Annotated in this window: 16 protein-coding genes; 8 read left to right on the top strand and 8 right to left on the bottom strand. The window is 71.0% G+C overall.

Going from position 1 to position 17,895, the window contains the following annotated elements:
- Nucleotides 1-129 precede the first annotated feature (129 nt).
- Nucleotides 130-1,734 (bottom strand): methionine--tRNA ligase, encoded by a 1,605-nt coding sequence (gene metG, locus ACFC79_RS06430; RefSeq protein ID WP_376235998.1) that lies wholly within the window; start codon nucleotides 1,732-1,734, stop codon nucleotides 130-132.
- Nucleotides 1,735-2,068: 334 nt separating this feature from the next.
- Between metG and ACFC79_RS06425 the strand changes: the two genes are divergently transcribed.
- Together ACFC79_RS06425 and ACFC79_RS06420 are read left to right on the top strand one after the other, a co-directional pair.
- On the top strand, nucleotides 2,069-2,761 hold the full coding sequence (locus ACFC79_RS06425) for a response regulator transcription factor (protein WP_376236665.1): 693 nt from the start codon (nucleotides 2,069-2,071) through the stop codon (nucleotides 2,759-2,761).
- Between the two features lie 218 nt (nucleotides 2,762-2,979).
- Nucleotides 2,980-4,194 (top strand): sensor histidine kinase, encoded by a 1,215-nt coding sequence (locus ACFC79_RS06420; RefSeq protein ID WP_376235995.1) that lies wholly within the window; start codon nucleotides 2,980-2,982, stop codon nucleotides 4,192-4,194.
- Here the strand turns inward: ACFC79_RS06420 and ACFC79_RS06415 are convergent.
- Nucleotides 4,128-5,960, bottom strand: a complete 1,833-nt coding sequence (locus ACFC79_RS06415; protein ID WP_376235992.1) for a VWA domain-containing protein — start codon at nucleotides 5,958-5,960, stop codon at nucleotides 4,128-4,130. The genes ACFC79_RS06420 and ACFC79_RS06415 overlap by 67 nt on opposite strands.
- A gap of 570 nt (nucleotides 5,961-6,530) precedes the next feature.
- Here ACFC79_RS06415 and ACFC79_RS06410 point away from each other — a divergent pair.
- A complete protein-coding gene (locus ACFC79_RS06410) occupies nucleotides 6,531-8,048 on the top strand; it encodes a hypothetical protein (RefSeq protein WP_376235989.1) in 1,518 nt (505 codons plus the stop codon).
- A gap of 187 nt (nucleotides 8,049-8,235) precedes the next feature.
- Nucleotides 8,236-8,637, top strand: coding sequence for an RNA-binding S4 domain-containing protein (locus tag ACFC79_RS06405; protein ID WP_376235986.1), 402 nt, complete (start codon nucleotides 8,236-8,238; stop codon nucleotides 8,635-8,637).
- A gap of 86 nt (nucleotides 8,638-8,723) precedes the next feature.
- On the opposite strand, the gene ACFC79_RS06400 is transcribed toward ACFC79_RS06405, so the two are convergent.
- The 3 genes from ACFC79_RS06400 to ACFC79_RS06390 all read right to left on the bottom strand — a co-directional run bounded on the left by ACFC79_RS06400 (nucleotide 8,724) and on the right by ACFC79_RS06390 (nucleotide 12,988).
- Nucleotides 8,724-10,736 carry an FUSC family protein gene (locus ACFC79_RS06400; protein WP_376236663.1) on the bottom strand — a complete coding sequence of 671 codons (2,013 nt, stop codon included), beginning with the start codon at nucleotides 10,734-10,736 and terminating at the stop codon, nucleotides 8,724-8,726.
- 320 nt (nucleotides 10,737-11,056) lie between these two features.
- Nucleotides 11,057-12,007 carry an NADP-dependent oxidoreductase gene (locus ACFC79_RS06395; RefSeq protein ID WP_376235985.1) on the bottom strand — a complete coding sequence of 317 codons (951 nt, stop codon included), beginning with the start codon at nucleotides 12,005-12,007 and terminating at the stop codon, nucleotides 11,057-11,059.
- Nucleotides 12,008-12,019: 12 nt separating this feature from the next.
- Nucleotides 12,020-12,988 carry a hypothetical protein gene (locus tag ACFC79_RS06390; RefSeq protein ID WP_376235983.1) on the bottom strand — a complete coding sequence of 323 codons (969 nt, stop codon included), beginning with the start codon at nucleotides 12,986-12,988 and terminating at the stop codon, nucleotides 12,020-12,022.
- A 118-nt stretch (nucleotides 12,989-13,106) separates the two neighbouring features.
- Here ACFC79_RS06390 and ACFC79_RS06385 point away from each other — a divergent pair, with 118 nt between their 5' ends.
- Complete coding sequence (locus ACFC79_RS06385) at nucleotides 13,107-13,523, top strand: hypothetical protein (protein WP_376235981.1); 417 nt, start codon at nucleotides 13,107-13,109, stop codon at nucleotides 13,521-13,523.
- Between the two features lie 247 nt (nucleotides 13,524-13,770).
- Here the strand turns inward: ACFC79_RS06385 and ACFC79_RS06380 are convergent, their stop codons facing one another.
- The 3 genes from ACFC79_RS06380 to ACFC79_RS06370 form a co-directional block, all read right to left on the bottom strand.
- Nucleotides 13,771-14,193, bottom strand: a complete 423-nt coding sequence (locus ACFC79_RS06380; protein ID WP_376235978.1) for a universal stress protein — start codon at nucleotides 14,191-14,193, stop codon at nucleotides 13,771-13,773.
- A gap of 163 nt (nucleotides 14,194-14,356) precedes the next feature.
- A complete protein-coding gene (locus ACFC79_RS06375) occupies nucleotides 14,357-15,028 on the bottom strand; it encodes an FMN reductase (protein WP_376235976.1) in 672 nt (223 codons plus the stop codon).
- Between the two features lie 5 nt (nucleotides 15,029-15,033).
- Nucleotides 15,034-16,125 carry an LLM class flavin-dependent oxidoreductase gene (locus ACFC79_RS06370; protein ID WP_376235974.1) on the bottom strand — a complete coding sequence of 364 codons (1,092 nt, stop codon included), beginning with the start codon at nucleotides 16,123-16,125 and terminating at the stop codon, nucleotides 15,034-15,036.
- Between the two features lie 186 nt (nucleotides 16,126-16,311).
- Here ACFC79_RS06370 and ACFC79_RS06365 point away from each other — a divergent pair, with 186 nt between their 5' ends.
- From ACFC79_RS06365 to ACFC79_RS06355, 3 genes are all read left to right on the top strand, one after another.
- Nucleotides 16,312-16,458, top strand: a complete 147-nt coding sequence (locus ACFC79_RS06365) for a DUF6126 family protein (RefSeq protein ID WP_376235972.1) — start codon at nucleotides 16,312-16,314, stop codon at nucleotides 16,456-16,458.
- A 419-nt stretch (nucleotides 16,459-16,877) separates the two neighbouring features.
- Nucleotides 16,878-17,264, top strand: coding sequence for a type II toxin-antitoxin system RelE/ParE family toxin (locus ACFC79_RS06360; protein ID WP_376235970.1), 387 nt, complete (start codon nucleotides 16,878-16,880; stop codon nucleotides 17,262-17,264).
- On the top strand, nucleotides 17,261-17,824 hold the full coding sequence (locus tag ACFC79_RS06355; RefSeq protein WP_376235967.1) for a helix-turn-helix domain-containing protein: 564 nt from the start codon (nucleotides 17,261-17,263) through the stop codon (nucleotides 17,822-17,824). The genes ACFC79_RS06360 and ACFC79_RS06355 overlap by 4 nt, the downstream gene beginning before the upstream one ends.
- Nucleotides 17,825-17,895: the final 71 nt, after the last annotated feature.

Raw genomic sequence — 17,895 nt, 5'->3', positions numbered from 1 at the left:
CGGACAGCGAAGCACGGACAGCGAAGCACGGACAGCGAAGCACGGGCACGGAGCACGGCCGAGGGCCGGGACCACCTGGCGGTGGTCCCGGCCCTCGGCCGTGTACGGGTGTGCGGACGGGCGGCCCGGTCAGGCGGGCTTCTCCTCCAGGCGGGGGAACAGCACTGCGCCCTTGGTGACCGTGGCGCCGGCCGGGAGCCGGCCCCAGCTGCCCGCGTCCTGGATGCGCTGATCGGACAGTGCGCCCAGGGACGCCTCGGCGCCGAGGGAGTCCCACAGCTTCTGCGAGGTCTCCGGCATCACGGAGTTCAGCAGCACCGCGACGCCGCGCAGCGACTCGGCGGCGGTGTAGAGGATCGTCGCGAGGCGGGCCCGGCCCTCGGGGGAGTCGTCCTTGGCGACCTTCCAGGGCTCCTGCTCCGTGATGTAGCCGTTGACCTGCTTCACGAAGTCGAAGACCGCAAGGATGCCGGCCTGGAAGTCCAGTTCCTCGCCGATCTTCCGGTCGGCCGTGGCGACGGCCTTGGCCAGGCCCTCCTGGACCGCCTTCTCGGCGTCCCCCGGGGCAGTGGCCTCCGGAAGAGCGCCGTCGAAGTACTTGCCGACCATGGCGGCGACGCGCGAGGCGAGGTTGCCGTAGTCGTTGGCCAGCTCGGAGGTGTAGCGGGCGGAGAAGTCCTCCCAGGAGAACGAGCCGTCGCTGCCGAACGCGATCGCCCGCAGGAAGTACCAGCGGTACGCGTCCACGCCGAAGTGCGAGGTCAGGTCCTGCGGCTTGATGCCGGTCAGGTTCGACTTCGACATCTTCTCGCCGCCGACCATCAGCCAGCCGTTGGCAGCGATCTTGCCGGGCAGCGGCAGCCCCTGCGCCATCAGCATCGCGGGCCAGATCACCGCGTGGAAGCGGAGGATGTCCTTGCCGACCAGGTGCACGTCGGCGGGGAAGGTGGCGTCGAACTTCTCCTGGTTCGCGCCGTAGCCGACCGCCGTGGCGTAGTTCAGCAGGGCGTCGACCCACACGTAGATGACGTGGTTCTCGTCCCACGGCACCGGGACGCCCCAGTCGAAGGTCGAGCGGGAGATGGAGAGGTCCTGGAGGCCCTGCTTGACGAAGTTCACGACCTCGTTGCGGGCGGACTCGGGCTGGATGAAGTCCGGGTTGTTCGCGTAGAACTCCATCAGCTTCGGGCCGTAGGCGCTCAGCTTGAAGAAGTAGTTCTCCTCCTTGAGGATCTCCACCGGCTTCTTGTGCACCGGGCACAGCTTGACGCCGTTCTCGTCCTCGATGAGGTCGCCGGGGAGCTTGTACTCCTCGCAGCCCACGCAGTAGGGGCCCTCGTACCCGCCCTTGTAGATCTCGCCCTTGTCGTACAGGTCCTGCACGAACTCCTGCACCCGGTCGGTGTGGCGCTTCTCCGTCGTACGGATGAAGTCGTCGTTCGCGACGTTCAGGTGCTCCCAGAGGGGTTTCCATGCCTCCTCGACGAGCTTGTCGCACCACTCCTGTGGGGTGACGTCGTTCGCCTCGGCCGTGCGCATGATCTTCTGACCGTGCTCGTCCGTGCCGGTGAGGTACCACACCTTCTCGCCACGCTGGCGGTGCCAGCGGGTGAGCACGTCGCCTGCGACGGTCGTGTAGGCGTGGCCCAGGTGAGGAGCGTCGTTGACGTAGTAGATGGGGGTCGAGACGTAGTACGCCTTCGCCCCCTGCTTCTCGGATCCAGTGGCCGCCATGGTCGAAATCCTAACGGCCTGCCGGAGACCGACTCACACGCCCGAACCCCGGGCGCACCTCGTGGGGACGCCGCGGCAGTCCCGCTACCGGCCCCGCTACCGGCCCCACGACCGGCCCCGTGACCGACCCGCGGCCGCCGCGGAAGTCTGCCGTCCGCTCGGGCTCCTCCACGGGTCCTCCCCGGTCCACAGGCGCCCCACAGGGTTCCCGAAGCGTCCCCACAGGGTTGCCCGTGACGGGCCGGAAAGAGACCTCTGCGAAACATTCTTTGCCCTGACGAGGACGCATCCTGGGAGGGAGTGGACACGCATGGACGAGGCAGAGGACATCACGATGCGGGTACTGGTCGCCGAGGACGAAGAGAGCCTGGCGGAGCTGGTCGCCACCGGGCTGCGGCGGGCCGGGTTCGCCGTCGACACGGTGTACAGCGGTGACGCCGCTCTCGCCTACCTGGGGCTGCACGACTACGACGTCGTCGTCCTCGACCGCGATCTGCCACGGGTGCACGGCGACGACGTGGCACGGCGGCTGGTCGCCACCGGCTCCCGGACCAGGATTCTGATGCTCACGGCGGCCGGCTCCATGGAGGACCGGGTCGCCGGGCTCGATCTCGGCGCCGACGACTACCTGGGCAAACCGTTCGAGTTCCCCGAACTGGTGTCGCGGGTACGGGCGCTGCGCCGTCGCAGCGCCCGCCCCGTGCCGCCGCAGTTGGAACGGCACGGCATCCGGCTCGACACCGTGCGGCGCACCGCCTCCCGGGAGGGCAGGGAGCTCGACCTCTCGCCGAAGGAGTTCTCGGTGCTCCAGCTGCTGCTGGAAGCGGACGGCGGCACCGTCAGCGCGGAGGAACTGCTGGAGCGGGCCTGGGACGCCAACGCCGATCCTTCCCAGAGCTCTCAGCTCCGTTCGAGCAGGGAGATGCCCCACCTCGGCGCCGTCCGGGTCTGCATGAGCAAGCTGCGGGGGAAGCTGGGAGAACCGGCACTGATCCGTACGGTGCAGGGCGTGGGGTACGTCCTGTGAGGCGATCATCGCGCGATCCCCGTGCCGTGCGCGCCTCGCGCCTGTCACCCGCATCCCGCACGTCACCCGCATCCCGCACGTCGCGCTCGTCCCGCACGTCACCCGCATCCCGCACGTCGCGCTCGTCCCGCACGTCGCGCTCGTCCCGCACGTCGCGTCCGTTCCGCACGCCGTGTTCGTTCCGCGCCCGCGTCTCCCGTGTCTTCCGAGTACCGCACGTGCAGCACTCCACGATCCGGACCCGGATCGCGCTCGTGTACGGGGGTGTCTTCCTGGTCCTGGGTACGGCGCTGCTCGCCACCGTCAACCTGGCCTCCCGCGCGGGCACGGACTCCCAGGCACGGGACATCGCCCGCACCGCCGCGGTCGTCCAGCCCGGATACGCGGTGAACGGTCCCCTCGTCACCCGGCGCGCGCTCGGACCGCCCACCGTCTACGACCTCACCGACCATGTCAGCGACGCGGCCGGCCACCAGCTGCTGATCTGGTCCATCGCCGCGCTGCTCGTCATGACCGCCTGCGCGGTCGGTGTGGGGTGGTGGATCGCGGGGCGGGTCCTGCGGCCCGTCCACGCCATGACGGCGAAGGCCCGCCGGCTGTCCGAGCACACGCTCCACGAGCGGATCGCCTCCAGCGGCCCCGACGACGAGCTGAAGGAGCTCGGCGACACGCTCGACGCGCTGCTGGCCCGGCTGGAGAAGGCGTTCGACAGCCAGCGACGGTTCATCGCCAACGCCTCGCACGAACTGCGGACGCCGCTCGCCACCCAGCGGGCCGCGATCCAGATCGGCCTGGAAAACCCGTCCCAGGAGGACCTGGTACGGACCCGGCAGACCCTCCTGGACAACAACCGGCGCAGCGAACGGCTCATCGAGGGGCTGCTGGTCCTGGCCCGCAGCGAGCGCGGGCTCGCGAAGGGCGAGCAGGAGGCGGTGGACTTCGCGCGGGTGGTGGTGGAGGAGACGGCCCGGCGACCGGTCGCGAACGGTCGGTACCCGGCCATGAACGTCGACGCCGGGCCGTGCACGGTGCGGGGAAACCGGATGCTGCTCGCCCAGCTGGCGGCCAATCTGCTGGCCAACGCCGTGACCTACAACGTGCCCGAGGGCACCGTGGACGTGTCGGTGGTGACGGTGGGCGACGGGGTGTTGCTGGAAGTGCGCAATACCGGGCCGGTGGTGGAAGCGGCGGACATTCCCGGGCTGTTCGAGCCGTTCCGGCGGGGTGAGGGGAAGGACCGGATGGGGCGGGGATCGGGGCTCGGCCTCTCGATCGTGCGGTCCATCGCGGTCGCGCACGGCGGTACGGTCACGGCGGTGCCGGGCCCCGGGGGCGGGCTCGCCGTGACCGTACGCCTGCCGTCCGATCAGCCCGCGGTGCCCGCCGCGCGGTCCGCGATCCAGGCGGGGAGGGCGGCAAGGACCTCGCGGTAGAACGTACGGTCCGCGACCTCGCGGGGGGCGGGCCCCGCGTGGAAGAACCCGGCGTTCGGCGCGTCCAGCTTGCGCAGGAAGTCGAAGCCCTTCGCGTCCTCGTCACCGAACGCGACGAACTGGAAGAACAGTGGCAGCCGCGCCGCGTCGGCGAGTGCCTGCTTGGCGGCCTGTCTGACGTCCGGGGGGCCGTCCGTCTGGAAGACCACCAGGGCGGGACCGGTCGTGCCCGACTTCTCGTAGTGGGCGACGACCTCCTCGACGGCACGGTGGTAGTTCGTGCGGCCGAGGCGTCCCAGGCCCGCGTTCAACTCGTCGATCCGGCCCTCGTGGTCGGCGAGTTCGATGGTGCCGGTGCCGTCGATGTCGGTCGAGAAGAAGACGACCTGGACGGTGGCGGACTCGTCAAGGTGCGCGGCGAGCGCCGCGGTGCGGTCGCCGAGGTGCTGGGCGCTGCCGTCCTTGTAGAACGGGCGCATGGAGCCGGAACGGTCCAGGACCAGGTAGACGGTGGCCCGCAGCCCGGTCAGGCCGTGCGCCTTCAGCCCGGACTGGGCGGCCTTGTACGCGTCGACGAGCCCGGGGGCGCGGGTCTTGACCCGGGCGAGGGACAGCGCCGGCTTCGCGGGTGCGGCGGGAGTCGTGGGGGCGGCTTCGGGCTTCGGCTCGGGGGCCGGCTCCGGCTCCGTGGACGTGGCCTCGGGCCCCTGCTCGGGTTCGGTCTCGGACGCGGCGGACTCCGTCTCCGACGTCGCGGACTCGGTCTCGGACGCGGCGGACTCGGCCTCCGACTTCGTGGGTTCGGTCTCGGACGCGGCGGGTTCGGTCTCGGACTTCGTGGGTTCGGCCGTTGCCGTGGCCGGCTCGGGTTCCGGCTCCGCGCGGTCGGGTTCCGGCTCCGTGGACGTGGCCTCGGGCTCCGTTCCGACCGCGGGTTCGGTGACCGGCTCCGGTTCGGTCGACTCGGAGTTCGTGGAAACCGCTTCGGGCTCGGGCGTCGTTTTGGTGTCGGACACGGTCTCGGTGTCGGACACCGCTTCGGGCTCAGGCGTCGCTTCGGGCTCGGACACGGCCTCGGGCTCGGACACGGCCTCGGGCTCGGACACGGCCTCGGGCTCGGGCTTGGGCTCGGGCTTGGGCTCGGCGGAAGGCTCCGTCTTCGCCTCCGTCTTCGCCTCCGTCTTCGCCTCCGTCTTCGCCTCCGGCATCGGCGTTGATTCGGCGGGAGCGTCGGCGAAGACCTGGTCGTCGGCCCTCTCCGCCGCCGTCGCTTCCTCCGTCACCGTCACCGTCACCGTCTCGGACTCGGTGGCCACCGAGTCCGGGGCCTCGGTCTGCGGTTCCGGGGCCTCAGCCTTCGGTTCCTTCTCCTTCTCCGGCTCCGGTTCGCGTTCCGTGCTCTCGGCCTTCGGCTTCGACTCCGGTTCCGGTTCCGGTTCCGTGGTCCTCGGGGACGACCCCTGGGACGGGACCGTGGGGAGCGACGCCTTGTCGAAGGCGGCAGCCACCAGATCCGAGGCCAGGCCACCTTCGTGCTCGACGGACCGGGGCGCGGCGGGGGCCGGGATCGAAGCCTTGGCGGCCGGGGCGGATTCGCGCACCGAGGGGGTCTCCGCGGACGACTCGTCCGCCGTTGTCGTGACCGCCTCCGACTCCGCGGGCGCAGTGCGTTCGGCCTGGGACGGAACCGTGGCCGTCGGTGCCGGCACGTCCTGCTCCGCGCGCTCGCGACCGAACACCTTGCGCAGCAAGCTCCGAATGCCCATGAACGAGGCCTTTCGCGTGAGTTGAGTGCGATGAAATGTCCGACCTGCGGGAATTGATCCCTGGCCAGGGCGGATACGTAAGGTTAGCGGCCGGATCCGGCCCTTCGTCGGCACGGCCCGCCCGTGTGAACGGCGATCCCGCGATCGGTCCACAGGCGACTCCTCCCGCCCCATCCTGGCAGCTCGCCCGTCGTGTCCTGTGCGCATGGCGTGCGGGCCTGATGTACGTCGTTCGCATGCGTTCCCGCGGCCCGGAACCGTCTCGTTGACGTGAACGGACGGTGCGTTCGGTCCAAAGTCGAGCGCACCGTTGTCCGTTGTTCACACCGTGGTCGAGAAGGGCGATCAGGTGGGAAAACCATCTCGTAGAACACGTCTTGAGGCGTGTGCCGTTGCGGCAGGGGCGATGCTCTCCTGCCTTGCTGCGGCACCGGCACCGGCACCGGCACCGGCACCGGCACCGGCACCGGCACCGGCACCGGCACCGGTGCCGGTGCCGCAGCCGCTCCGGCGACGGTGCCGCCATCCTCCGCGCGAGCCGCCGCAGATCCCGCGGCGGGCCATGAGGGCATGCCGGACGACGGGGTCGACAACGAATCCGGGGCCGAGCAGGACGACTTCGCGGGTGCGGGGTCCGACGCCTCCTCGGCGGCTCCGCGAGCTGCCGTCGCCGCCGCTCCCGTGCCCGGCCGGGCCGCCGACTTCAAGCTGGCGAAGGGCACCGATATCTCCGGGCTCGTCGCGAAACTCGACGCCGCGCTGCCCAAGCAGGGCCTCACCGCGCTGATGGAGCAGGCCAACCGGCCCTCCAACTGGGAGGGCGCCTGCGGAACAACCGGTATCCACGGCCCCGATCTGGCGGTCAACCACCGCGTCTGCTGGAAGAGCGACGACGCGACCTCCTCCGAATGGGTACCGCAGGCCATCACCGGTGTTTCGGACGCGCAGGAGGACGAGGACTGGGGCACGTCCGACGCCGAGCCCATCGCCGTGGCCGGCTACGACGCGCAGAACCCCGGCCGGAGCGACTACGCGGCGGGCCGCGACAACTGCGTCCAGGACTCCGCGTCGGACGCCTCCAACGAGAAGGGCATCCGGGTCAGCTTCTTCAACCAGGCGACCAGGATGTACCGCCATGTGCTGCTGGTCTGGCCGTACATGAACTCCAAGGACCACATCTCCTTCGACGCGCTGCACGCGCGCGAGGGCACGTGCACCACGACCGTCACGTCCTCCTGCGCCGCGCAGAACGGCATCCACGCCGGTGGAATGGTCTGGTACGGCAACTACCTGTACGTCGCGGACACCGCCAACGGCATGCGCGTCTTCGACCTGCGCAAGATCATGGACCTCGACCCGGACAACAACGCCGACGTCAACGACCCCACCCCGGACGGTCTGGTCAGTGATGTCCTGGACAAGAAGCGGGTCGGCCGGCAGGGCAACGTCTGGTACGCGTACGGATATCGCTATGTCATGCCGCAGGTCGCCACGTTGAAGTTCACCACGGCGAAGAACGGCGGGACCACCAGTGGCAACCAGTGCTACGCCACCGGGCGGCCGAAGGCCCCGTACATCTCGCTGGACCGTACCGGCACCGGCCACATGATTCCGGGCGAGTACTGCAACACCAACAACGGTGGCACGAGCCCCGGCCGTGTCGGCACGTATCCGATGACCGCGCTGACGGCGGCGGTCGAGGGCGCGACGGGCACGGTCGCCACCGCCGACCTCGCCCACGGCCTGCCCACCGGCGCCACCTTCGGCAACGAGGCGCTGTGGCACAAGATCCAGGGCGTGACGCGGTACGAGGACAGGTGGTACTTCCACCGCAGCAACGGCTACGACAACGGCCGACTGCTCCAGGCCACGCCGGGCACGGTCGACGGGACCGGCCAACTCGTCGGCGACACGAAGATCCTTCAGTCGGCGTTCGGGCCCGAGGACCTGTACCTCGCACACGGGCGCGGTGACGGTTTCGCGCCGCAGCTCTGGTCGCTGAGCGAGCATGCGCCGAGCGCGTGCGGGGCGTGCAAGCGCGAGCTGTACAGCTACAACATGTCGGAGGTCATCGCCGACTTCGGCTGAGGCACCACGGTCCGGACCGGCACCCAGGCCGACAACCCGGCTGCCGGTCCGGACCGGCACCCCGGCCGACGGTCCGGTCGTCGGGCCGACAGTCCGGTCGTCGGGCCGACAGTCCGGTCGTCGGCCGGGTACGACAACCGGGCTGCCGGTCCGGTCCGATGTCTCGGGGCGCACTACAGTCGGACGCATGGTTTCCGGTGAGGCGCCGCAGGCGGAAGGCAGCGTTCGGGTCGACGTCTGGATCTGGTCGGTCCGTCTGACGAAGACCCGTTCGCAGGCCACCGCCGCCTGCCGCGCGGGTCATGTGAAGGTCGCCGGCGAGCGCGCCAAGCCCGCCCAGACGGTGCGTGCCGGTGACGAGGTGCGGCTCCGGCACGCGGGCCGGGACCGGATCGTGGTCGTGTCCAAGATCGTGAAGAAGCGGGTGGGGCCGCCGGTGGCGGTGGAGTGCTTCGTCGACAACAGCCCGCCGCCACCGCCGCGCGAGATGGCGGTCCAGGTGCCGGTGCGGGACCGGGGTGCCGGACGGCCGACGAAGCGGGACCGGCGCGAGATGGAGCGGCTGCGCGGGAGCGGGCCCGCCCTGTGACGATCCGGCCGCAGCCGCAGCCGCAGCCGCAGCCGCAGCTGTCGTTGTAGGTGCAGCCGCTTGCCGCGTGGCGGCGGCCGCACCGCCTACGGTTGCGGTGAGGCGATCGCCCGGGCCGCCGCCACCTCCTGGCGCAGTGGGGCCAGTACTCCCCGCTCGTCGCCGGGCAGCTCCGTGCGGACGCCGACCAGGACCTCGCTGGCGCGTATCCCGTCCGACAGTTCCCGCAACTGCCGTCGGATCTCCGCGACCTCCTCGGCGGGCGGTTCGGGTGCTCCGTGGTCGACCCGGACCCGGGCCGCCGTCGCCGCGTCCACGATGCGTTCGACCGCGACGACCAGTGGCCACCACGCGGCGGCCCGGGTGCCGACGGGTGGCGGTTCCGTCAGGGCGCGCTGGAACTCGGAACGCACGACCGACAGGTCGCGGTAGATCCGGCGCCGGGCCCGCACCCGCTCCGCGGCGGTCGACTCGCCGCCGACGGCGGTGCCATCGGTGGCGGCGAGTCCGTCCGGCCCGCTGGTGCCGCCCCGCTCGAACGCGCACGCCACATAGTCGGCGATGTCCGCCACCGCGTCCGCGAGCCGATGCCCGACCCGGACGTGCCAGCTCTCCGGCCACAGCAGATAGCCCGCGACCAGCACGATCGCGCAGCCGATCAGACTGTCCAGGAAACGCGGCAGGACCAGGTGGACGCCCTCGTGGTTCAACAGGTCGGAGAGAAGCAGGATCACCGGGGTGATGGCCGCGGTCTGGAAGGCGTACCCCTTCGCCGTAAGTGCCGGGATCAGCGCCGCGAGCACCACCATCACCGGTACGTCCCACCAGCCGATCGGCACCTCGGCGAGCACCGGCGCGGCGATCACCAGGCCGGCCGCGGTGCCCACCGAGCGCAGCACGGCCCGGGAGAACACCGAGCCGAAGTCGGGTTTCAGGACGAACGTCACGGTCAGTGCGACCCAGTAGGAGCGCGGGACCGGGATCAGCGAGGTGAGTGCCTGGGCCAGACCGATGCACAGGGCCAGGCGCAGCCCGTACCGCCACGAGGCCCCGGAGAACAACATGGCGCGCGTCGTACGGCGCACGCGTACGCCGAGGGCGGCGGGGCGTCCGAGCCGGTCGTCGACGTTGTACGGGTCGGGATCGGCCTTGTGCACGACCGCCGCCGCGTGCCGCAGTGCGGCGTCCACCGCCCGGGTGGCGGGGAGGTCCGGCGCGGGGAGGGCGAGCGCGGGGTCGCCGGTGCGGCTCTCCTCGACGGCGGCGGCGAGGTCGCGCACCGCGGCCGGGACGGCGTCCGGCAGCACGCACCGCCGCACGTGCACCGCGGGCGCGGCCTCCACGAGCGGGATGACGACGTTGAGCTGGGCGAGCAGCCGCACCATGGCGTTGCTGCGGCCGTGGTAGCGGGCCCGGCGGGCCAGGATCAGGTCGTAGGAGGTGTTGAGGGACTGGGTGACTGCCTGCCGCCGCTCCTCGTACGCGTCGGTGCCGGCGGCCTCCAGCATGTCGGCCACGGCGAGGTAGGTGTGTGCGACCGCCACCCGTTCCGGCAGTTTGCCGCGCCACGGCCATGCCAGCAGGGTCAACGCGAGGACGAACAGGCCGCCGACCGTGAGCAGCAGCGGTGCCACCCACCACGGCTCCGGCATCGGGAGTCCGGCGCCGACCACCGCGTTGAGCAGGAGCAGCAGGCCGGACACGGAGGCGATGGCGCCGATCGTCGACATCATCCCGGAGACCAGGCCGACGAGCGTCAGCGCGGCGACCGCCGTCCAGCCCGTCCCGTACACCAGCGTGCCGAGCATGATGCCGAGGGCGCCGAAGAGCTGCGGCACGGCGATGTTGAGGACGCGCATCCGGTACGCGTCGGCGGTGTCGCCGATGACGCCGGAGAGCGCGCCCATGGAGACCAGCGCCCCGAACACGGGACGGTCCAGTGCGAAGCCGACGGCGAGCGGGGCGGCCAGGGCGATCGAGGCGCGGACGACCGCGGCGCGGGCGATGGGGGTGGACGGCTGGGGGCGCAGTCCGCTCAGCAACCACGGGGGCGGGGCGGAACGTTTGCGTCCGGATTCGGCCTCCGTGTCGGTCACGATGTCCCCCTGTGCGGTGTTCCCAGAGCCTGTCGGGCGGCCTCCGATCGGGCGTGGCCGCACGATCGGTGGTCTCCCGACAGGCTCTCAGCCCCGGTGGTCCTCCGCCTCGTCGGCCTGCCGCACCCGAGCCTCGGAGGGGGTCCTTGCCGGACTTGCGGGTGCGCTGCCCTCGGGGACGAGCACGCCGATGTGCTCGACGGCGTGGTGTCCGGGGGCGCGTCGCCGGTCGTCGTCCGCGGGCGTCCTTGCACGGCGTCGTCCGGATCGGGCGGCCGGGACCCACGACGTCGGACGCCCGCTCCCTCCTGCTCCCCGGGGCGTCAGAGCACCAGGACGGTCTTGCCGCGTGCGCCGCCCGTCCGGTTGCGGTCGAGGGCTTGCGCGGCCTTCTCCAGCGGGAGTTCGATGTCGATGGGGACGCGCAGCACGCCCTCGGCGGCGCCCGCGGCCAGGACGTCGAGCAGCACCGGGTTGGGTTCGAGTCGGAAGTCGATGCCGGTCACGTCGGCGGGGAGCACGCTCCGCCCGGCGACGCCGCGGGTGGTGAGGGCGGTGCCCCCGGCGCGCACCAGCGCGGCACGGGCGGCGAAGTCGTCCGGGTCGGTGGCGACCAGGTCGGCCAACGCGTCCACACCGTCCGGGAACAGCTCCCGCACCGCCGTTTCGAGGGGGTGGTACACGGTGTCGATCGTGACGGCGGCGCCCAGGTCTGTCATCCGCGCCCGCTCGTCGCCGCGGACGGCCGCGACCACGCGGACGTCCCGGGCCGCCGCGAGCTGGGTCAGCAGGCTGCCGACACCGCCCGCCGCCCCGACGACCAGCAGACTCTCGTGGCCGCGGAATGCCAGGGTCTCCAGGATCTGGGCGGCCGCCGTCCCGGCGGACGGCAGCGCCGCCGCGACGTCGAGGGGCAGGCCGGGCGGGACGAGGGCGACGGCGGAGTCCTGCGCCACGGTCGTGTAGTCGCAGTACGTGCCGGGACCGGTGCCGGACACGGGACCGGCGGTCCGGCCGAAGACCTGGTCGCCGACCCGGAAGCGGTTCGGTCCGCTGCCGATCATGTCCACCCGGCCCGCGAAGTCCACCCCGACGACCAGCGGGAACACCCGGGGGGTTTCGTCGTCCGGGGAGTCGTGTGCGGCCTGCCAGTCGCACGGGTTGAGTGCGGTGTACGCGACCCGGACCCGGACCTCCCCGGCTCCCGGCTCCGGCTTGGGCATCTCGACGAGTTCGGGCTCGGCCCGGAACGCGCTGACGGCTATCGCTCGCATGTGGATGACCTCTCAGTCGTCCCCGATCCGGCGGTCACGAGAACCACTTTTCCCCGGCTCGTCCACCGCCGCACGTCGAGCCCGGCCCGGCCGCCACCGGGCGCGTACGGCCCACAGCGCCGCCGCACACAGCGCCACCGCGAGCCCCGCCCCGAACACGGCCCACGCCGTCGTGCGCAGCGAGTCGGTCAGCGCGTCGTACACCGCCGCCGCACCGCCCGTCTCGCCGTCCGGCACCTCGGCCAGCACCCTGTTCCGGGCGATCGCGACCACCGCGCGCAGCACCAGCGCCCCCAGGGCGAAGCCGAACCCGACCACCGCCGTGGCCGCCGACGCGGCGCGGACGCCGTGTCCCCGGCCCGGCCCGCCGCGCAGCCGTCCCACGACCGCGGCCGCGACCACGACCAGCACCGCGAACACCATCGTGCCGACGGCCGGCCGGACGCTGCCGGAACGCAGCAGCCGGAAGGTCTGGCGCAACTGGTCGGCCCGGCCGGCGGAGATGAGCGTGATGTCGGTGTGCTGGACCGGAATCCGGTCGGCGAACGGCACCCCGTTGTCCTCCAGGTTCTTCCTGACCTGCTCGGTCACGGGGGCCAGATCGATGGTCACGGCCTCGCCGGTTTCGCCGTTCAGCGCGGCCGTGACGGCCTCGTGGGCGGTGCGGTTGGCGGCGTTCCAGACGTCCTGGAAGGCGTCGGTGGTGGTGAAGGACAGCACCGCCCGGTGCAGGAAGTCCCGCACGGTGCTCTGGAGCGGACCGGCGTCGACCTGCTTCATCGTCGCGTCGGTGATCTGTTCGGCGACGGTGTCGCGGACCCGGGGATCGGAGGCGAGCGGGGCCACCGCGGCGACGTACCGGTCGGTGTCGTCGATCTCCAGGTCCACCCAGGCCGACAGCGCGCTCAGCGGGACGAGCAGGGCGAGCAGGACCGGCACCAGCACCGCGCCCGCCCGGGTCGCCGAGAAATACGTCCGCATCCCTCCAGGGAATCCCGTGCCCCGGCGCCGCGCCCCGGGCCGTACGCCATCCGAGTTGCCGGGCGGGGCGGCCGGGTGTGCCCTGGATGGAGACCGGCGACGGAAGGAGTTCTCCGCCATGGCCATTCACGCAATGATGCCGACACGTCGACGGGCCCGGGGCCGGGGCCCGGCGCACGCGCGGCGGAGCAACATGTCCGCCTGGGCCGTACCCGCCGTGCTGGGCGCGGTGTACGGCCTGTACGCGTCGTTCATCCTCCGCAACCACGGCGCGACCGGCTACCGGCAGTTCTGGTACGGCCTTCTCACCGCGGTGGTGCTCGCCGTGCTCTGCTTCGCCCTGGGGCGGACCCAGCGCTCCATGCTGCCGCTGGTGCGAGGGGCGGCCTACGGGGCGCTGACGGCCGCGGCGATCGGCCTGCTGGTGGGGCTGACGGGGTCGAGCGTGCTGAGGTCCTCGGCGCTGGGGCTGTCGGTGGGGCTGGGGATGTTCGTCACCGCGTTCTACATCTTCTACACGCACGAGAGAACCTGAAATCCCGTACGTGCACGAGAGGATCCGCACCCCCTGCGCGTACGGGAGATCCCGGGTTCTCTGCGCGTACGGGAGAACCCGACCGGCCTCCGGGAGACAGGACGACGGGCCCGCACGCAGATGTGCGGGCCCGTCGTCCTGTGGCTTCCGTCGTCGTCCGGCCGAGCACTGAGCCGTTCCCGGCAGCGCTGCGCCGTTCCCGGCAGCGTTCGCCGGTCACGGCACCGGTGCCGCTCCGGGACAGTCCTCAGTCGCGCACGACCGTCACCGGGCACGGGGCGTGCTGGGTGACGTGGAGGCTGACCGAGCCGAGCAGGGTGGCCTTGAAGCCGCTGTACCCGCGCGCCCCGACGACCAGCAGGTTCGCGCCCTTGGCCCGTTCGAGCAGGGACTGGGCCGGGTTGCCGATCACCACGACCTTGCTGACCGCGGCGGCTCCCTCGGCTCCCAGGGCCTCCTCCAGTGCCTCGGTCAGCGACACCGTCGCCAGGGCCTGCGGGTCGAAGTCCTCCGGCATGCCCGGCATCATGGACGCCCAACTGGTCGCCGGGTACTCCCAGCTGTTGACGGCCTCCACCGTGTCACCGGTCAGTTCCGCCTGGCGTACGGCCCAGTGCAGTGCCTTGATCGACGACTCGGAGCCGTCAACGCCCACCACGATCCTGCCCATCACTGCCTCCAGCTCGGTTCGGCTCAGTGCGAAGAGGCGTCGTGCGAGGACATGCGAAGGAACCCCGCACATGTCCTTCGTACGACGCATCTTTCACGGCAACTCTAATCAAACCGGACAGCCCGGCCGGGACGGGGGTCCCCGGCCGGGGCCGAGTGGCGGATCAGTCCAGTCGCAGGTCGGCGAGCTGTTGCTCGAACGGCACCACCTCGTCGTCGAGGCCGCGTGTCCTCGACGCCCCGGAGGCCGCCCGGCCGCCGGTGATCATGGTGGCGAGTTCGCCGCCCGCCCGGCGGATGCGGGACGGCAGGCCGTCGGTGTACTCGTCGCCGGACGCGCCCCAGTCCTCCGACGCCGCGTACACGGATGTCGGTACGACGGTGGCGCGCAGGTAGGCGAAGAGCGGGCGCATCGCGTGCTCCAGCACCAGCGAGTGGCGGGCGGTGCCGCCGGTCGCCGCGACGACGACGGGCTTGCCGGTCAGCGCCGTGTTGTCGATCAGGTCGAAGAACGACTTGAACAGCCCGCTGTACGAGGCGGTGAAGACGGGCGAGACGGCGATCAGGCCGTCGGCCTCCACGACCTCCTTGATCGCCTCGTCCAGAGCGGCCGGCGGGAACCCGGTCACCAGGTGGTTGGCGATGTCGACGGCGAGGTCGCGCAGCTCGATCACCCGGACCTCGACCGTGCGGTCCTGCTCGGCGAGCAGCCGTTCACGGGCGGCGCCGGCCAGCCGTTCGGCCAGCAGCCGGGTGGACGAGGGGCTGCTCAGCCCGGCCGAGACGGCGACGATCCGCACGGGTTCGGTGGCGAAGGCGCGGGGTGCGGTGGACACGGTGGTCAGACCTCCTTCGTGGTGGCGCGGGCGGCGGCGACGGCCGGGTGGACGGGCGCGGAGTCCGGGACCCCGGCCGGGCGCAGGTTGGCGAACTCCTTGCGCAGCACCGGGACGACCTCCTCGCCGAGGATGTCGAGCTGCTCCAGGACCGTCTTCAGCGGCAGTCCCGCGTGGTCCATCAGGAACAGCTGGCGCTGATAGTCGCCGACGGCGTCCCGGAAGGACAGGGTCCGCTCGATGACCTCCTGCGGGGAGCCCACGGTCAAGGGGGTCTCCCGGCTGAAGTCCTCCAGCGAGGGCCCGTGCCCGTAGACCGGGGCGTTGTCGAAGTACGGGCGGAACTCCCGTACCGCGTCCTGCGAGTTCTTCCGCATGAACACCTGACCGCCGAGGCCCACGATGGCCTGCTCGGCGGTGCCGTGGCCGTAGTGCGCGTACCGCTGCCGGTAGAGGTTCACCATCTTCTTCGTGTGTTCCACCGGCCAGAAGATGTTGTTGTGGAAGAACCCGTCGCCGTAGTAGGCGGCCTGCTCGGCGATCTCCGGGGAGCGGATGGAGCCGTGCCAGACGAACGGCGGGACGCCGTCCAGCGGGCGCGGGGTCGCGGTGAAGGACTGCAACGCCGTACGGAACTTGCCCTCCCAGTCGACGACGTCCTCGCGCCACAGCTTGTGCAGCAGGGCGTAGTTCTCGATGGCGAGCGGGATGCCCTGGCGGATGTCCTTGCCGAACCAGGGGTAGACCGGGCCGGTGTTGCCGCGGCCCATCATCAGGTCGACGCGGCCGTCCGCGAGGTGCTGGAGCGTCGCGTAGTCCTCGGCGATCTTCACCGGGTCGTTGGTGGTGATCAGCGTGGTGGACGTCGACAGGATCAGCTTCTCGGTACGGGCGGCGATGTAGCCGAGCGTGGTGGTGGGCGAGGACGGGACGAACGGCGGGTTGTGGTGCTCGCCGGTCGCGAAGACGTCCAGGCCGACCTCCTCCGCCTTCTGCGCGATGGCGAGCGTGGCCTTGATCCGCTCGTGCTCGCTCGGTGTCCTGCCGGTCGTCGGGTCGGTGGTGACATCCCCGACGGTGAAGATCCCGAACTCCATGGCGCCCGCCTCCTGAGCTGATGAGTAGTTTTTGTTGAATGTTGAACTACGTGAGCACACCCTACAACGGGGTGGGCCTCCGGGCTATTCCGGGCCGTTCCGAGGGGGGCGTGCCGGGGGCGCGCGTACTCTGGACGGGATGTACGGGCCCGCTGTACGGCCCGCGCCGGGCGGAGGTGGTGACGTGTGAGCGGGGGCGACCGGAGCGGCGACACCGAGCGCTGGAAGGAGCGCGGAGTCGCGCTGCGCGTCTTCGTCTACGTCTTCGCCACGCACCTCTTCGCCGGCTTCGTCTACCTCCTGTTCTACGTGGGCGAGCACGCCAAGAAGTGACGGGGGCCGGCCGGGTGTCTTGTCCCGGGCCCGGCTTCCTGGCTCCTGTCCGGCCCTTCGCCCGCTCCGGCCCTGCTGGATCGCACCGTCGTGGGTGTGGAGGGATTCGGTGTGACGTGTGTGGCTTCCCCTTGCGGTCTGGGCTCCTCTCCCGGCGGACGCTTGGTGATCCGAACAGGTGGATCTGATGAAGCGCGCGGCGATTGCGCACGTGACGGGTCGTGGGTCGTCTCGTTGAACCCGACGCGCGACTCGTTGGGGCGGAAGGGGAGCGGGGGCGCGCCGGCAGTGGCTGTGCAGGGCTGTCGCGCCCAGACGGAAAACCAGAGGGGTCGCTGCCTCGACCCCTCTCGCCACCGCATTCCTGCCCCGAACGCCTTACTGCCCCGGCCGGGCACTGAGCAGGAGGAGGAACCCGCTTGGCACCGCAGAGCCCAAGCAGTTACCGGCTTGAGATCGTTCCCGAGGTGCGCGACTGGCTGCACCGGCTTCGCCGCGAGGATCCGGAAACCCTGGAACACATCAGCGAAGCGATCAAGCGTCTTACGGAACGGGGGCCTGCCCTCGCCCGGCCGACCGCAGACTTGATCAAGGGGTCGAAGTACGCGATGAAGGAGCTTCGGCCACGCTCCGGCCAGAGAGTGTCTGTCCGTATGCTGTTCGTTTTCGACCCTGCGCGCCGTGCCGTCATCCTCGCTGCGGGAAACAAAGCGGGAAACTGGTCCAGGTGGTACGACGAGACAGTACCGATTGCCGAAGAACGTTATGAGCGACACTTGAAGGAGATGCAGGAGGGCCGCGAATGACCACTGAGTCCGGCACGTACGACAGCTTCGATGACTTCCTGGACGAGTTCTTCCCGGACGATTCAGCGGCCCGTGAACGTATCGAGCGGGGAGCCGAGGCCCTGGCCGCCGAAGAGCGTGGTGTCCGCCTTGTCGAGCTCCGTGAACGTGCGCGAGCCACCCGCGAAGACGTCGCCCTCCGCATGGGTGTGGAACTCCAACGTGTCATCGATCTGGAGACTGGTGCCACCGGCTTCGATTTTCACCGTATCGATGAACTCACCCGGACAGACGCTGACGAGGCGGATGAGGAACTGCGTGATCTCGCCCGATACATCACCGAACTGTCTTCCTACATCCGGGCCGTCGGCGGAGACGTTCAACTTGAGGTCTCCGGTGCCACGTTGGAGGTCGCCGACCCGGTGACCGGTGCGAGGACGACCAGTACGGGACCGCTCTTCGTACCCGCACCCGCAGACAGCTTCACCCCGGACCTGATCTTCGCCGTGCTCAGGAAGAAACCCGCAAGACTGATCATCTGGGCCGAGGTGGAAGGCTGGCGCACGGATATCGCCGCCTGACCGTGCCGTCGCGTAGCGTGACCGGTGTGGTCGTGGAGTGTGAACCGTGCCCGTACCGGCGGGCGTACTCG

It is taken from the genome of Streptomyces sp. NPDC056061, from assembly GCF_042266885.1.
GTDB lineage: Bacteria > Actinomycetota > Actinomycetes > Streptomycetales > Streptomycetaceae > Streptomyces.
Note: the sequence above shows the minus strand (reverse complement) of the source record. Positions and strands in the feature narration are given on the sequence as shown.

Coding starts and splice junctions, on each gene's coding strand:
- metG (WP_376235998.1), bottom strand. CDS start 1,734: ATGGCGGCCACTGGATCCGAGAAGCAGGGGGCGAAGGCGTACTACGTC.
- ACFC79_RS06425 (WP_376236665.1), top strand. CDS start 2,069: ATGCGGGTACTGGTCGCCGAGGACGAAGAGAGCCTGGCGGAGCTGGTC.
- ACFC79_RS06415 (WP_376235992.1), bottom strand. CDS start 5,960: ATGGGCATTCGGAGCTTGCTGCGCAAGGTGTTCGGTCGCGAGCGCGCG.
- ACFC79_RS06410 (WP_376235989.1), top strand. CDS start 6,531: ATGCCGGACGACGGGGTCGACAACGAATCCGGGGCCGAGCAGGACGAC.
- ACFC79_RS06405 (WP_376235986.1), top strand. CDS start 8,236: ATGGTTTCCGGTGAGGCGCCGCAGGCGGAAGGCAGCGTTCGGGTCGAC.
- ACFC79_RS06395 (WP_376235985.1), bottom strand. CDS start 12,007: ATGCGAGCGATAGCCGTCAGCGCGTTCCGGGCCGAGCCCGAACTCGTC.
- ACFC79_RS06390 (WP_376235983.1), bottom strand. CDS start 12,988: ATGCGGACGTATTTCTCGGCGACCCGGGCGGGCGCGGTGCTGGTGCCG.
- ACFC79_RS06385 (WP_376235981.1), top strand. CDS start 13,107: ATGGCCATTCACGCAATGATGCCGACACGTCGACGGGCCCGGGGCCGG.
- ACFC79_RS06380 (WP_376235978.1), bottom strand. CDS start 14,193: ATGGGCAGGATCGTGGTGGGCGTTGACGGCTCCGAGTCGTCGATCAAG.
- ACFC79_RS06370 (WP_376235974.1), bottom strand. CDS start 16,125: ATGGAGTTCGGGATCTTCACCGTCGGGGATGTCACCACCGACCCGACG.
- ACFC79_RS06355 (WP_376235967.1), top strand. CDS start 17,261: ATGACCACTGAGTCCGGCACGTACGACAGCTTCGATGACTTCCTGGAC.